13 protein-coding genes are annotated in these 13,147 nt (G+C 37.1%); 7 read left to right on the top strand and 6 right to left on the bottom strand.

What is annotated here, in order from left to right; genetic code table 11:
- Positions 1–321: 321 nt before the first annotated feature.
- The 4 genes from ACIQ1H_RS21470 to ACIQ1H_RS21485 all read right to left on the bottom strand — a co-directional run bounded on the left by ACIQ1H_RS21470 (position 322) and on the right by ACIQ1H_RS21485 (position 4,018).
- On the bottom strand, positions 322–987 hold the full coding sequence (locus ACIQ1H_RS21470) for a hypothetical protein (RefSeq protein WP_402891835.1): 666 nt from the start codon (positions 985–987) through the stop codon (positions 322–324).
- A 263-nt stretch (positions 988–1,250) separates the two neighbouring features.
- The gene (locus ACIQ1H_RS21475; protein WP_402891838.1) at positions 1,251–2,357 is read right to left on the bottom strand and encodes an extracellular solute-binding protein; all 1,107 of its coding nucleotides are present in this window, start codon (positions 2,355–2,357) and stop codon (positions 1,251–1,253) included.
- Between the two features lie 182 nt (positions 2,358–2,539).
- Complete coding sequence (locus tag ACIQ1H_RS21480) at positions 2,540–3,436, bottom strand: EamA family transporter (protein ID WP_402891840.1); 897 nt, start codon at positions 3,434–3,436, stop codon at positions 2,540–2,542.
- Between the two features lie 18 nt (positions 3,437–3,454).
- The gene (locus ACIQ1H_RS21485) at positions 3,455–4,018 is read right to left on the bottom strand and encodes a GNAT family N-acetyltransferase (RefSeq protein WP_139860554.1); all 564 of its coding nucleotides are present in this window, start codon (positions 4,016–4,018) and stop codon (positions 3,455–3,457) included.
- 746 nt (positions 4,019–4,764) lie between these two features.
- Here ACIQ1H_RS21485 and ACIQ1H_RS21490 point away from each other — a divergent pair.
- The 6 genes from ACIQ1H_RS21490 to ACIQ1H_RS21515 all read left to right on the top strand — a co-directional run bounded on the left by ACIQ1H_RS21490 (position 4,765) and on the right by ACIQ1H_RS21515 (position 9,639).
- Positions 4,765–5,715 (top strand): carbohydrate kinase family protein, encoded by a 951-nt coding sequence (locus ACIQ1H_RS21490; RefSeq protein ID WP_228134299.1) that lies wholly within the window; start codon positions 4,765–4,767, stop codon positions 5,713–5,715.
- A 17-nt stretch (positions 5,716–5,732) separates the two neighbouring features.
- A complete protein-coding gene (locus tag ACIQ1H_RS21495; RefSeq protein WP_402891843.1) occupies positions 5,733–6,170 on the top strand; it encodes a protein-tyrosine phosphatase family protein in 438 nt (145 codons plus the stop codon).
- Between the two features lie 275 nt (positions 6,171–6,445).
- The gene (locus ACIQ1H_RS21500; protein WP_402891846.1) at positions 6,446–6,646 is read left to right on the top strand and encodes a PLDc N-terminal domain-containing protein; all 201 of its coding nucleotides are present in this window, start codon (positions 6,446–6,448) and stop codon (positions 6,644–6,646) included.
- Positions 6,643–7,536 carry an ABC transporter ATP-binding protein gene (locus ACIQ1H_RS21505; RefSeq protein ID WP_402891849.1) on the top strand — a complete coding sequence of 298 codons (894 nt, stop codon included), beginning with the start codon at positions 6,643–6,645 and terminating at the stop codon, positions 7,534–7,536. The genes ACIQ1H_RS21500 and ACIQ1H_RS21505 overlap by 4 nt, the downstream gene beginning before the upstream one ends.
- Positions 7,533–8,315 carry an ABC transporter permease gene (locus tag ACIQ1H_RS21510; RefSeq protein ID WP_402891852.1) on the top strand — a complete coding sequence of 261 codons (783 nt, stop codon included), beginning with the start codon at positions 7,533–7,535 and terminating at the stop codon, positions 8,313–8,315. The genes ACIQ1H_RS21505 and ACIQ1H_RS21510 overlap by 4 nt, the downstream gene beginning before the upstream one ends.
- 610 nt (positions 8,316–8,925) lie before the next feature.
- On the top strand, positions 8,926–9,639 hold the full coding sequence (locus tag ACIQ1H_RS21515; protein WP_402891854.1) for a CBS domain-containing protein: 714 nt from the start codon (positions 8,926–8,928) through the stop codon (positions 9,637–9,639).
- An 18-nt stretch (positions 9,640–9,657) separates the two neighbouring features.
- On the opposite strand, the gene ACIQ1H_RS21520 is transcribed toward ACIQ1H_RS21515, so the two are convergent.
- The gene (locus ACIQ1H_RS21520) at positions 9,658–10,383 is read right to left on the bottom strand and encodes a DUF421 domain-containing protein (RefSeq protein ID WP_402891856.1); all 726 of its coding nucleotides are present in this window, start codon (positions 10,381–10,383) and stop codon (positions 9,658–9,660) included.
- Positions 10,384–10,500: 117 nt separating this feature from the next.
- Here ACIQ1H_RS21520 and ACIQ1H_RS21525 point away from each other — a divergent pair, with 117 nt between their 5' ends.
- Complete coding sequence (locus ACIQ1H_RS21525; protein WP_402891858.1) at positions 10,501–11,706, top strand: MFS transporter; 1,206 nt, start codon at positions 10,501–10,503, stop codon at positions 11,704–11,706.
- Positions 11,707–11,855: 149 nt separating this feature from the next.
- Here ACIQ1H_RS21525 and ACIQ1H_RS21530 read toward each other — a convergent pair whose 3' ends face one another.
- On the bottom strand, positions 11,856–12,542 hold the full coding sequence (locus ACIQ1H_RS21530; protein WP_139859854.1) for an adenine nucleotide alpha hydrolase family protein: 687 nt from the start codon (positions 12,540–12,542) through the stop codon (positions 11,856–11,858).
- Positions 12,543–13,147 lie beyond the last annotated feature (605 nt).

Genomic DNA, 13,147 nt, shown 5'->3' on the forward strand with positions numbered 1-13,147 from the left:
TTCTTCACCTAATTATATGGTTTATATTTTATTTATACTCCGATTAAAATGCTACGGTCACTTATTCATCAATTGACAAGGGATGACTACAAAAAATAAACGTGTCTCGATGTCTAAATAAATGAAATGTGCTTCATTTAAGAAGGGAATGTAAATACAGATAATTTTAGGTAATTTTTAATTTGCTAAACATATTCAAAATAAAATTCATTTATACTAGAAAATCTAGATTAAAAAAGAAAATCCCCTTTAAGAAATTATAAAAATTTATGTAATATTTACATTTATAAGTTCTAAAAGAGGATATTAAATTACTTAATTTTAAATCCAATGCTTAGGATTCATATAATTCATGGCTATATGATCATATTCTTGATGAGAAATTGGTTGTATTTTTTCAATGTTATAACGCTCTCTCATAGGTCTATTACTAATATATCTTAAGTAAACTTTATATCCTTCTTCTACGTTAATGATAGGGAATTTTTTTCCCTTTTCATCATACTCCCAAATCTCAGTTTCTTCAGAAAGAGAATAAAATACATCTAAACCGTCTTCAACATTTTCTGTATGAAGAGTTGTTGGACATTTGAGATAACAACTGGTTCTATATTTTCCAGCACACATCATAGGTGGATATCCACTGAACCTTGTTTTAAATACTGATCCGAAGAAAATAGGCGCGATTCCAATAACTGTTAACTCTAAAGAAAACTCAGAATGCTCACCAAGTCTAAAAATTAATCCATTATTATCTCGAATCTCAACTAAACAGTTATGTGTAAGAATTAAATCATTTAACCCAATTACAGTACCTTCTACTAATGGGAATTTCCCATTAGTACTTAAAATTTCAGCTACTTTTTCCCCTTGCATATTTACCTTAGTAACTCTATAAGTATCTTTAGGTAAATAGGAGCTTTCTCTTTTTTGAATATGAGATTCATGCTCCCTTTCTGCCAGATAGATACTTTTATTAAATACCATAAGAATTCCTCCTTTGAGTTTAATTATAATTATTATAAACTGAATAATCAGAAAAGACAAATTATTATAAAATTAGACAAGGGTAAAATTTTATAATAATTGTTTAACACTGCGGTTGATTTGCACTGAGTGCGGCATTTTTTACGAGCATACAGTAAGCCGCAAGTATCGTTATCTCGCGGCTCACGTTGCGTATATTCCCACAGGAGGTGTCACCCTCCAATTCAATCAGCTGAGAAATCAAATTGTTTGAGTGCCTGGCACTATTTTTTTCCTCTGCCTTTAATGTTTGTATCCCAGTGCTCCATCCATTCTGCCTCTTTTTCCGCCATAAGCTGCCAATCAATATCAAATGTTTTTAAATCTAATTCCTGATACCATTCTGGCATTGCCGCTTGGTCAATGTCGGAGCGTGTTGGAATTTGGTAGTAGTCATTCGCTAATTTTGTCACCATGTCCTTTTCAAATAAAAATTCTACGAACAATTTGGCGTTCTCCAAGTTTTTAGCATTGTTAACAACTGCAACACCATCGACTAAAATAGGTGCGCCGCTCTTCGGATAAATGTAATCGAACGGATAATCCGTTGTATATTTCTTTAATAAAATATCTTGTAAATTCCATAAAGAAACACTGCCTTCTTGACGTGTGAGCTTTAAATAAAGTGCATTCGGGTCTTGCGTATATTCTTTCGTATTCGCATCTAATTTTAATAGCCAATCGTAGCCCTTGTCAGGTGTAGTAGCATCTTGACGAACAATCATTGAGGAATAAATTGTTCGCATTGTTCCCGAAGCTAATACGCCGCGAATTAAAATTTGATCTTTCCACTTTTGATCTAATAAATCATCCCAATCTTGTGGGCCTGTTTCCTTTGTTAGTAAGTCGCTATTGATCATTATTACTTCTGGTAAAAGCATTTCACCGAACCAGCGACCTTCTTTATCTTTATAATTGGCATCAATTGTTTCGATAAAACTTGGTTGCCACGTATGCAGTAAATCTTCATCAGCACCAACCATTAATGCAGATTGGGTACCACCCCACCAGAAGTCCGCCTGAGGATTTGCTTTTTCACCGCGTAGACGCTCTAATATTTGCTGAGCTCCCATTGTTAAAAACTCCACTTCAATGTCCGGGTACTTCTCATTAAACTGATCGATTACGCCTTGCACCATTTCCTCATCACGTCCTGTGTAAATGACCAGTTTGCCAGATGGAGATGCGTTGTCATCTGCCTTTTCTGAATCAGAGGCATTGTCGCCATTTGTGGCATCTTTTGTCGAATCCTTATCGTCGTTATTGCTACAAGCAGCTAAAACGATAAGCATCAGCACAAGAAAAAATCCGAAAATACGTGTCTTTTTCATAATCATCTTCCCCTTCCTATAGTGAGTTGCTTACATAGTGCAGTATAATACTTAAATAAAGTATTAATGTTAGAATAATTAAAAAATTCTAACGTTATTATTATCATAATCCAAAAAAATGTCGATTATCAATGATATATGTGTGAAAAATAAAAACCCCTTAAAAATGGATAGGTCCATTTTTAAGGAGCTGTAATTTTGCGATTAGCAAGCATAGTAGGGAGCAACATGCCCAGTATTACGAGTATGATGCCAACTATTTGTAATAATGTAAGTGATTCATGCAGTACAATAACGGAAACCGTTACAGCAACAGGGAGTTCAATGGCGCTTAAAATTGAAGCGAGTGCACCACCAACTTTTGGTACTGCAATTGAAAATAAATAAATTGGTAAAATAATACCGAAAAGTCCAAGTGCTAGTCCGAATTTCCATAGCCCTTCAGTGAATAATTTGCCGTTCCATGCAATTTCAGGGTTTAGGAAAATGCTGATCATAATAAGAGCAACAAAGGAAACAATTAAAACCCTTGATGTCGTTGTAATCCCTTCAACGGGGCGAGAGTTAAATTGGATAAAGCATGCAAAGGTAAATGCAGCAGCTAACCCAAATAGCCAACCTTGTATTGCAATACCGCTTAAATCGACATTCAATACACCCGCAGCCAAAATAGTACCAGCAAATAAAACGAAAATCGAAATTACTTCTGGTCTACTTGGCAGTCTTTTATGGAATATGCAGTCTAACAATAAACCAATCCATGTAAATTGAAAGAGCATCACGACGGCAAGAGATGCAGGTAAATATTTTAATGATTCCCCGTAGACAATACCAGTAATGCCTGTGAAAATCCCTGCACTAACTAAAATAAGTAAGCCATTCTTTGTAAGTTTCGGTAGTTGTCTTTGCGTTACGATAAAGATCGTTCCAACTAGCATAAAGCCAATAATATACTGGCTTGATACCGCCTCTGATGTTGTAAAGCCATGCTGCATAGCAACTTTGACAATTGTCGATAAAATACCATAGCTACTTGAAGCGATGACGATCAACAGAGGGTAAATTAAATTTGTTTTCATGCGTAATTATTCCACATCCTAAATCTGTTTCACCATATGATGAAATGGTTCGTCTATAATGGACCATGGTTCAGTAATGACAAAGCCCATACGTTCATATAAGCGACGAGCATCTTCTTTTTGTGTTTCTACATTTAATGATAATTTTGTAAAGCCTCGTTCTTGTGTTTGCTCGATAGCGAATTGAATTAACATTGTACCGATTCCTTTACCACGAGCCTCTGGCGCTACACAAACTGTATCGATATAGTATTCATCCTCATGAGCCTCTTTATCGATAGTAATAGAAGGGGCATTTTTTTCTTCAAGCCATTTTACGAGATTGGCATCCATTTGAATGGCTTGTTCACCATTGTAGTAAACAAGTGTACCTAATATTTGCTCACCTTCAACCGCTACAAAAGTATTTAAATAAGAATGTCTGTTATCTTCACGCTTGAAAAGCACTGTCAGTTCCTCTTCAATCTTTGAAGCTGTTTGTTCTCCTGTTAAACGGTTGGCAATATCACCAATCGCATCAATAATTAGTGGCACAACGGATTGAGCATCCTGAGGTTGCGCTTGTCGAATTATAATACTCATTGTCAAAATCCCTACCTTTCTATAGGCAAGTATAACAAAGATAGATGATGTCTCAAGCTTTTGAAATATTCACTACTTTACTGTTAAAAAAATAAGTCTAGCTAATTATGGTGTTGTTTTCCGTTGCAAGCGACGCTTTCCGCTCGGCTAACTGTATGCAGCACCTCTCGGTAGCATGCGGTTTATTGCTTCTTACTATGCATCATTCTGAGCAGGAGTCATCGCATCACTTTCATTAGCTAAAAACGTAGGTGGAGGGAATCCTATAGTTGGGAACGCGTGACGGATTTGATCAGTACATCAAGTCCAGCCTAGAAAATAGCATTTATTTAGTAGCTAACACTAGTTGATTGGAGCGGAGGGCGGCGACTCCTGCTCAGAACGCACAAAATGTAAGACGGAACAGACCGCGCGACAGCGAGGGTTGCAGCTTACATTGTGCCCGCGGAAAGCGTCCGACCGTAGCGGAAACCAACATTTACTCTAGAAAAGCCCTCTATACGGTAGATTATTTTATAACGATTGAAAGAATAGATTCATGTCGTCAATTTTGTTAGAGTGGGCGATTTACTTATGATGCATTTAATTAATCGATATTGTTCATAATTGTTTAACGGATTTTAGCGAATAAGGTCGAAAAAAACCGTATGGACTAATTCATTTGTTATTTTTCCGAAAGTTTAAAACTTTATAGGAAATCAACTTTCGTGTTAATCTATAAGGACTAGACTCTCGGGGGGACAACAATGACAAAGGAAGATAAGGATTTTATTTTAGTCTATGGAGATGCTTTTATTGACTATATTGCTGATGATGTAACGAATAGATCTTTTACTAAATATATGGGTGGCGCAACGGTAAATGTTGCTGCTGGCATTAGCCGTATTGGTGCTCCATCTGCACTTATTACTATTACTGGTGATGACGAAGGTTCGCAATTTGTGCGCGATGGACTTGCACAAGAAGGTGTAAACCTTGATTTTGCAGTATTTGATCCTGCAAAACGTGTAAGTGGAGTTTATGTGCATTTAACAGAAGCTTGTGAGCGAATTTTCAAAGATTATGTCGATGAGACGCCAGATTTACAAGTTGAAGCTACACAATTAGATGAGGCTGCCTTTAAACATGCTTCTGCTTTAATTGTGTGCTCAGGTACAATGTTTCATCCAACTGCATTAGCAACTACGAGAGCCGCTGTCGAAAAGGCAAAGGAAAAAGGTGCTATTATTGCAATGGATGCTAATATTCGCCCATTACGTTGGAGCAGCGAAGAAGTTTGTAGGGAAACCATTACTTCATTTTTTGAAAATGTAGATATTTTGAAAGTAACAGATGATGAATTATTTTTCTTAACGGAGACAACTAATTTAGAAGATGGCATTGAGCAGCTAAACAGTTTCTTAGTACCGATTATTTTAGTAACAGTTGGTGAAGAGGGGACATATGCCGTTTTAAACGGTGAAGTTATTCACGTACCAACAGAAAAAGTTGTCCCAGTAGATACTACGGGTGCGGGCGATGCATTTATGGCGGGTGTATTACGCGATGTCCATTACAACGGTTTACCGACAACTGTAGAAGAGCTTGTACGCTGTGTGAGCTTTGGCAATCGACTAGGTGCCCTTGCAGCGACGAAGGCAGGAGCACTAACAGCGCTACCTTATTATGAAGATATTAAACATTTATTAGAGAAATAAAAGTTCGGGGCGTGCATATGATGGAAAAAAACTATGATGTGTTAGTGAAAGATCGATTATTTTTTGGCGGTGCGCAAGATGCACAAGCTGCTTATATCAATGAGAAGGTAGATGTTGTAATTGATGTTCGAGTAAATGGTTTAACAACACAAGAACAGCAAGCAGCGCACTATAATTACAACCATATGCCTATCGCTGATGAAGAAGTAGAAGTAGCTCAGTCTATTGAAGAGGTTGCGAAAAAAATAGTCTCTGCTTATGAATCAGGACAGAAGGTTTATTTCCACTGTGGAAGTGGCGGTGGACGAGCTGGTGTAGCAGCAACTGCTGTGTTAATGGAACTGGGCTTATCAAATTCGCTTGAGTCAGCACAATTAGCCGTTAAAAAGGCACGCCCACAAGTAACGATACGTCCAAATATGGCAACTGCTTTAAAAAAGTTATATGAAAAATAATGCTATGAATAAAAAGGTACCTCTTTTTGTTCAATTGAAACGAATCGATATGTATAAATGTTGCCTGCCATGTTCATGGTAGGCGTTTTTTATTTTATACGAAACGTATATTTAGCGTTATCAACGTGTGCTTACTGGCAGTGTCAGTGCTATATGGAAAGCGAATGACTCGGAACGAAATACTTTTGAAAACTTTAGCTCTTGAATTTTGTTCTATACATATTAGAACAAAATTGTTATAGTTAAATTAGAACAAAAGGGTGAGGTGTATATACATGGAGGAGTTAGCTAAAATCCCTTGGGCGGTTATAGCGCCAATAATCGGGGTGCAATTTATTTTAATGATTATTGCTTTAATTGATCTTCGAAAAATTCATGCAACGAATGGACCGAAAATTTTATGGGTATTTATTATATTATTTATTAATCTACTTGGACCTGTTGCTTACTTTATCGCGGGGAGAAAACAATCATGACCACAATACTACAAGTAACGGGTTTGACGAAGCGTTTTGCTGAAAAAACAGTAGTAGATGCCATTGATTTTACGTTAGAAGAACATACATCAACAGCATTAATTGGACCAAATGGTGCAGGGAAGACAACGACCTTATCGATGTTAACAGGCTTATTAAAGCCATCTTTAGGTAGTGTTAAAATGTTGGGTGGAGATTTACGATCAAATATTGGGTTTTTACCGCAATATCCACAGTTTCAACCTTGGCTAAGTGCGCTAGAGTTTACTGAAATGGCGGCGAGGTTAAGTGGTGTTCCTACAAAAAAGGCGAAACAAGAAGCTCAAAAAACATTAGAATTTGTAGGCCTAGGAAATGACCTTCATAAAAAGATTGCGACGTTTTCAGGCGGTATGAAGCAACGTCTAGGTATTTCCCAGGCAATTGTTCATAAGCCTAAATTACTGCTGCTAGATGAACCTGTCTCTGCTTTAGATCCTGTTGGTCGTAGAGAAGTGCTCGATTTATTAAAAGGTTTACAGCAGGAAACGACAATCTTATATTCAACACATATTTTGAATGATGCTGAGGAAATGACTGACCAGCTATTATTTTTGCGTAATGGTCAACTTGTGGAACAGGGAACATTACTTGAAGTGCGCCAACGTTTTGATGAGCCAGCGTATGTCGTTGAATTTAGTACGGTTGAAGAAGCACAGCATTTTATGAGTTATTCTACATTTAAGTGTACAGTTAACGGTTGCTATGTTTACGTAGCGATGCAAAATGAAGAACCGAGCATGCAACAAGTACTTGAACGCCTTACTGCTTATCCCTATTTAGTGCGAAACGTAGCACGTCAAACGGCGACGCTTGAGGAAATTTTCATGAAGGTGGCGAAAAGAGCATGAGTGGAATTACCGTACTACTTCAAAAAGAATATCGTGAAGCGTGGCGTAGTAGAAAGTTTTTATGGATTCCACTTGTTTTTGCATTTTTAGGGATGAGTGAACCGCTAGCCAATTATTATATGAAGGATATACTAGATGCTGTTGGCAATATGCCTGAAGGTTTTGAAATGTTGATGCCAGAATTAGTACCAGCAGATTTAATATTATCTACAATAAGTCAGTTTCAATTAATCGGCTTACTCGTGCTTATGGCTTCTTTTGTAGGCTCTATTAGCAAGGAACGCTCAAATGGTTTGGCAACTCTATTGTATGTACGACCTATTTCATTTGGAGCCTTTTTTATGAGTAAGTTTTTAGTTATTAGTACAGTAGGCTTAGTAAGTATCGTAGCAGGATTTACGGCAAGTGTTTATTACACAGTTGTGTTGTATGGAACATTTGAGGTAGGGACTCTTATAGCAAGTGTTTGCACGTATTTTATATGGGTGTTATTTGTTTTAGCAATAACACTGATGATGAGTGCGATGTTTAAAACAGTAGTAGCAACAACATGCGCCTTTATATTAATTTTTGGAGGTCAAATTATTGATGGGCTTGTAGGTACATTTTGGACAATTTCTCCGTGGAAGTTACCACTATATGGCGTTGAGCTAATTCGTGGAACGATGGTGATGTCTAATTATTGGTGGAGCCTATCGATAACAATAGTTCTTATAATTATTTGTATTTGTTTAGGTGTCTTTTCAATGAAAAAGAATGCATCGATGGCAAAAATATAACGAGAAAAATCCACTTTACTTCTGCGCCCTACAACGAGCCCACAGAAAGCGAAGTGGATTTTTACGCATGAGGAAGCCGATAAAAAGTAAAAGAGCGATAGATGAAACTGATCATATACATGTTCAAAAGGCACAGTGAGTAGGTTATTTATATATCCAAGTAAAAATCCACGAAGACTCCTGTGGGAACGCACGCACTGTAAGACGCAACAAACCGCGCGAAGCGAGGGTTGCGACTTACAACGTGCCCACGGAAAGCGGAGTGGATTTTTACGCATGAGGAAGGCGATAATAAGTAAAAGAGCGATAGATGAAACTGGTCATATACGTGTCCAAAAGGCACAGCGCGAGTAGGTTATTTTATATATCCAAGTAAAAATCCACGAAGACTCCTGTGGGAACGCACGAAATGTAAGACGCAACAAACCGCGCGCAAGCGAGGGTTGCGGCTTACAACGTGCCCACGGAAAGCGGAGTGGATTTTTACGCTTTAGAATGTCAGATATGTACGAACTCTTCTTGGAATATCCATAACTTAGGAATATAATGTAGCTATAACTTCTGATTTGTCAAATAACTTAAAAAATATAAAATCTTGCTATGAGAGTAGGTGATAAGATTGACTATACAAAATTCCGATCGCTTTCTCACAGCCTTTAATCGAATTGACCATCGGCTAAGAGATATTATTGGTGCGAAGGACTTTATGCCTTTTTATCGGCTCGTGGATCAGGCGAAAAAAAAGGATGTTTTAGTACGTAAATATGAGGATGATTTGCGCTCCTATGCAGATTTACGCAATGCAATCGTCCATCATCGTACATCTATGGAGTATGTAATAGCAGAACCTCACGTAGATGTAGTAGAGCGCATTGAATATATGGATGCGACGCTCGCTAAGCCTACTCTAGTAGGACAAATGTTTCGAAAAAGGGTGCTTGTATTCCAAGAAAACGATTCATTAAAGCATGTATTAAAAGTTATTCGTCAACGGAAGTTTACACAGTTTCCTGTATATAATAAAGCCCAATTTAAAGGACTTGTCACGACTGTGGGTATTACAAATTGGCTTGCATCAGTAATGGGAGGCAACCATGTGCCAAAACAAGTTCCCACATTGCACGATATATTATTGCACGAAAAAAATAGAGTGAATTACAAATTTGTGAGTAGATACATAACGATTTATGAGGCAGAAGAAATATTTAAACAAGGTGTGGAAAGAGGAAAACGTTTTGAGGCGTTATTGATTACGGAGCATGGGAAATCACACCAAAAGCTGATGGGCATAATTACACCATTAGATATTATGAAAATAGAATAGGCAAGACGATACAAGCTATTAAGGGCTTGATCGTCTTGCTTTATCTTTCAGGCTAATGTATAAGGAGCCATTCGTTTGAACTTGTGCAAAGTAAACATCTTCATAGGATTGGACATTTTGTTTTTTCAGCTTTTTCATTACCCAATCTTCAGTCAACTCAAGTTCTACAATATTTTCTTTAATAAGCTGTCCATCAGAAATTACTTCTGTTGGTAAATAAGTTGGTGGCGTGACATCGGCTTTTATATCTTGTTTTGTTGAAGGCTGTTCTGTTGGCTTCAGCAATATGCTTAAATTACCTGTTGTTTCTAATAGGGCATATTGGACATCTTGAACGGAAAATACAGATTGTTCTCGTAACATCATCGTTAACTCATCCATATGCAAGCGATTTTTCTTTAATCCCGACTCTAAAATAAGGCCATTCTGAATAAGGATGGTAGGCTTATCGTCAATTAGCACACGTGCTTTTTTAGATTTAATGGTGACAACGGTCATGAGATACGTTAAAACGCTCCACCAAATTAGCGCAATAAGTCCTTCTAAAAATGGTGTCTCAGATTGTGCCGCAATTTCTGAAGCGATGGACCCAAATGTGATACCTGTTATATAATGGAAAAATGTTAGCTGGCCCATCTGTTTTTTGCCAAGTAATCGCGTAACAATAAGTAATGCAAAAAAGGAAAGGGAAGCCCTAACAACCATTTCCCAAACATTGGCGTGAAAAAATTCATCATATGTCATATAAATTCAACTCCTTAGAACTGCTATCGAGAACTAGCTTGTGCAAAAAGTGGAATTGTATGCGACAATCATTTATTAATTAATGATTTCAAAAAATTTAGGAAGTGTGGTAGTAGCATGAACAAACAAATAGAGAATTCTAACAACCCTGTCTTTCCGATTATGATTGCTATTGCCATTGCCCATCTTATCAATGATACAATGCAATCTGTTATACCTGCGATGTTTCCGATTTTGAAAAGTGAGCTCGGTTTGACCTTTACGCAAATCGGGCTTATTTCGTTTGTATTAAACATGTTTGCCTCAGCTCTGCAACCAGTTGTAGGTTATGTCAGCGATAAGAAACCGATGCCATACGCATTGCCTATAGGTATGATTAGTTCATTTATAGGGATTGCCATTTTAGCTTTCACAACGCAGTACTGGGTAATTATTATAGCCGTATTATTTTTAGGCTTTGGTTCAGCAATATTTCATCCAGAAGGTTCACGAGTTTCATTTATGGCGGCAGGCTCTAAAAGAGGACTTTCACAATCAATTTACCAAGTGGGGGGAAACTCTGGACAAGCGCTTGCGCCATTAATTAGTGCTTACATTTTGGACATTTTTGGACAGCGTGGAGCCGCTTTTGTGTTAGTCGCAACAACGATAGGAATTCTGTTATTGAGTAAGATAGCCAGTTGGTATAAAAAGCAATTGGAGCAAGAACGTCTATCCAAGAAAAAACGTACTTTAGTGTCATCTTTGCCTCCACTGACAAAGAAACAAGTGGGAATCGCCTTAACATTATTATTTACTATTATTTTTGCACGATCATTTTATACAACGAATATAACAAGTTTTTATGTTTTTTATTTAATGGATCACTACAATGTTAGTCTACGTCTTGGACAAATTTTAATTTTTACTTTTATGGCTTTTGGAGTTGTAGGCACATTTTTGGGGGGATCATTATCCGACCGTATTGGGAGAAAAAATGTAATTTTACTTTCTGTTGTTGTGCCAATGCCATTCTGTTTAGCGTTGCCCTATGTACCATTATGGACAGCGACAATCTTTTTAATTATTATCGGCACATTAATTATGATTAGCTTCTCTGTAACAGTTGTTTATGCACAAGAACTTGTGCCAACTAAAATTGGGACAATGGCGGGATTAACGACTGGCTTCGCGTTTGGTATGGGGGCAATTGGAGCAATTGTCATTGGAGTATTAATGGACCATAAAGGGATTGATTTCACGATGTTAATCGTTTCTTTATTGCCATTGTTATTATTAGTAGCATTTTTCTTACCGAAAGATAAACCTGCATCTGCTTTGTAAAAAAACACGCCTCGCTATAGGAGGCGTGTTAGCTAGGTGTATAATTAAACTGGGAAGAATGCCGTTCAACGGCTTCTTTCTGGTCCTTCACTTTAATCCCTTTGCCGCTGCAATACAAAATCCAAGTCGCCCTTCTGCGTGACAACAAACTATTGTTGTAATGGAGATGTAAATTCAGCAGGTAACTTTTCTTTATCATTCACCAAGCCCTCAGTAATATGAATCTCATGCATTTTATCGTTGTAAGTGAATTTGAATATCCCATTATCAAAATCAGTACCAATTTCCTTAAAGAAAATACCTTCGATTGAAACATGGCGTGGACAAGTAAAGGCTACTTTAAAATTGTCCTGATCTTTAATTAAATAGGCACGTACACCTTTTTCGTATGTATCATAGGTGTCATCTTCCGTTGGACGTTGGACAGCTACAATGTGGAAATCTACAAAAGGAACCTCTTTTAATAGGACGTTCAGGAAGGAGCCTTTTGTTATTTCCTCCCAACGACTTTGTGCACTTTGACCGACAATGATTTGAGAAATGCCATAATTTTTTGCCACTTCAGCAATGACTTTTTGGATAGGACGTTTTTCGTTATCTAGTAAAATGAATTTTTCAACATCAAGTTCTTCCGCTAGGTCTTTCCACTGTTCGATATAACCAGATTTTTCAGCATCAAAGGCATCGATGGGTTGTGAATCGACCGAAAGAATATAGAGTGGGCAATCGAGCATCATGGCCATTTTATGACCGCGGCGAATTAAGCGTTCCCCATTTAGCCCATAGTAGACACAAACTAAAATACTTTCGTCTAATCTCCCTTTAACATGCTTCATTAAAAATATACACCTCTTTATCCTATTGTTATTTTGTTATTTGTACTGCATATTATGAAAAAAATATCCTAAAACAGCTAAAATGAAGGCTGTTACAGTGCATTATGCTTATTTATATTGTATACTTTAAAGTGAATAAAAGTTAATGACGATATACGGGAAACCCTCAAGGAATTCGGCTTATCTCCATGTTCTAAAATTATTTTGTTTATGCATAGTGTGCATTTAAATGAATAGCTTCCATATGCCACATTATTATGCAGTGAGTTAAATGGATAGTCAAGTGTTGATGCACTGAAACATTTATCAAGTGCCTAAGGTATGATGAATGTTCGGTATGCACATCAATTAGTACAGATAACATCCAAATTTAGAAGAGTTCTGATATATTCATTCAACTTTTTGTCTTCTATCTACTTTCTTTAAGAAGGGCATAGCAGGCTTGTATTTTTCAGTAGGCATTCAAATGCTGACTGAGCAACATTAAAGCACTGGCGGTTGTCAAAGATTTTGTAAGGAATAATTTAGGAGTTGGTTTATAGTATGCATCTATGAACTAATAGCTGTATCATGCACACCTAAAATTACAAAATCTCGGGCGCGAA

The organism is Lysinibacillus sp. NPDC097279 (assembly GCF_044761745.1).
GTDB lineage: Bacteria > Bacillota > Bacilli > Bacillales_A > Planococcaceae > Lysinibacillus.

What these genes read in the sequence shown, in the direction of transcription:
- ACIQ1H_RS21470 (WP_402891835.1), bottom strand. Translation starts at nt 987, where the DNA reads ATGGTATTTAATAAAAGTATCTATCTGGCAGAAAGGGAGCATGAATCT.
- ACIQ1H_RS21475 (WP_402891838.1), bottom strand. Translation starts at nt 2,357, where the DNA reads ATGAAAAAGACACGTATTTTCGGATTTTTTCTTGTGCTGATGCTTATC.
- ACIQ1H_RS21480 (WP_402891840.1), bottom strand. Translation starts at nt 3,436, where the DNA reads ATGAAAACAAATTTAATTTACCCTCTGTTGATCGTCATCGCTTCAAGT.
- ACIQ1H_RS21485 (WP_139860554.1), bottom strand. Translation starts at nt 4,018, where the DNA reads ATGAGTATTATAATTCGACAAGCGCAACCTCAGGATGCTCAATCCGTT.
- ACIQ1H_RS21490 (WP_228134299.1), top strand. Translation starts at nt 4,765, where the DNA reads ATGACAAAGGAAGATAAGGATTTTATTTTAGTCTATGGAGATGCTTTT.
- ACIQ1H_RS21495 (WP_402891843.1), top strand. Translation starts at nt 5,733, where the DNA reads ATGATGGAAAAAAACTATGATGTGTTAGTGAAAGATCGATTATTTTTT.
- ACIQ1H_RS21500 (WP_402891846.1), top strand. Translation starts at nt 6,446, where the DNA reads ATGGAGGAGTTAGCTAAAATCCCTTGGGCGGTTATAGCGCCAATAATC.
- ACIQ1H_RS21505 (WP_402891849.1), top strand. Translation starts at nt 6,643, where the DNA reads ATGACCACAATACTACAAGTAACGGGTTTGACGAAGCGTTTTGCTGAA.
- ACIQ1H_RS21510 (WP_402891852.1), top strand. Translation starts at nt 7,533, where the DNA reads ATGAGTGGAATTACCGTACTACTTCAAAAAGAATATCGTGAAGCGTGG.
- ACIQ1H_RS21520 (WP_402891856.1), bottom strand. Translation starts at nt 10,383, where the DNA reads ATGACATATGATGAATTTTTTCACGCCAATGTTTGGGAAATGGTTGTT.
- ACIQ1H_RS21525 (WP_402891858.1), top strand. Translation starts at nt 10,501, where the DNA reads ATGAACAAACAAATAGAGAATTCTAACAACCCTGTCTTTCCGATTATG.
- ACIQ1H_RS21530 (WP_139859854.1), bottom strand. Translation starts at nt 12,542, where the DNA reads ATGAAGCATGTTAAAGGGAGATTAGACGAAAGTATTTTAGTTTGTGTC.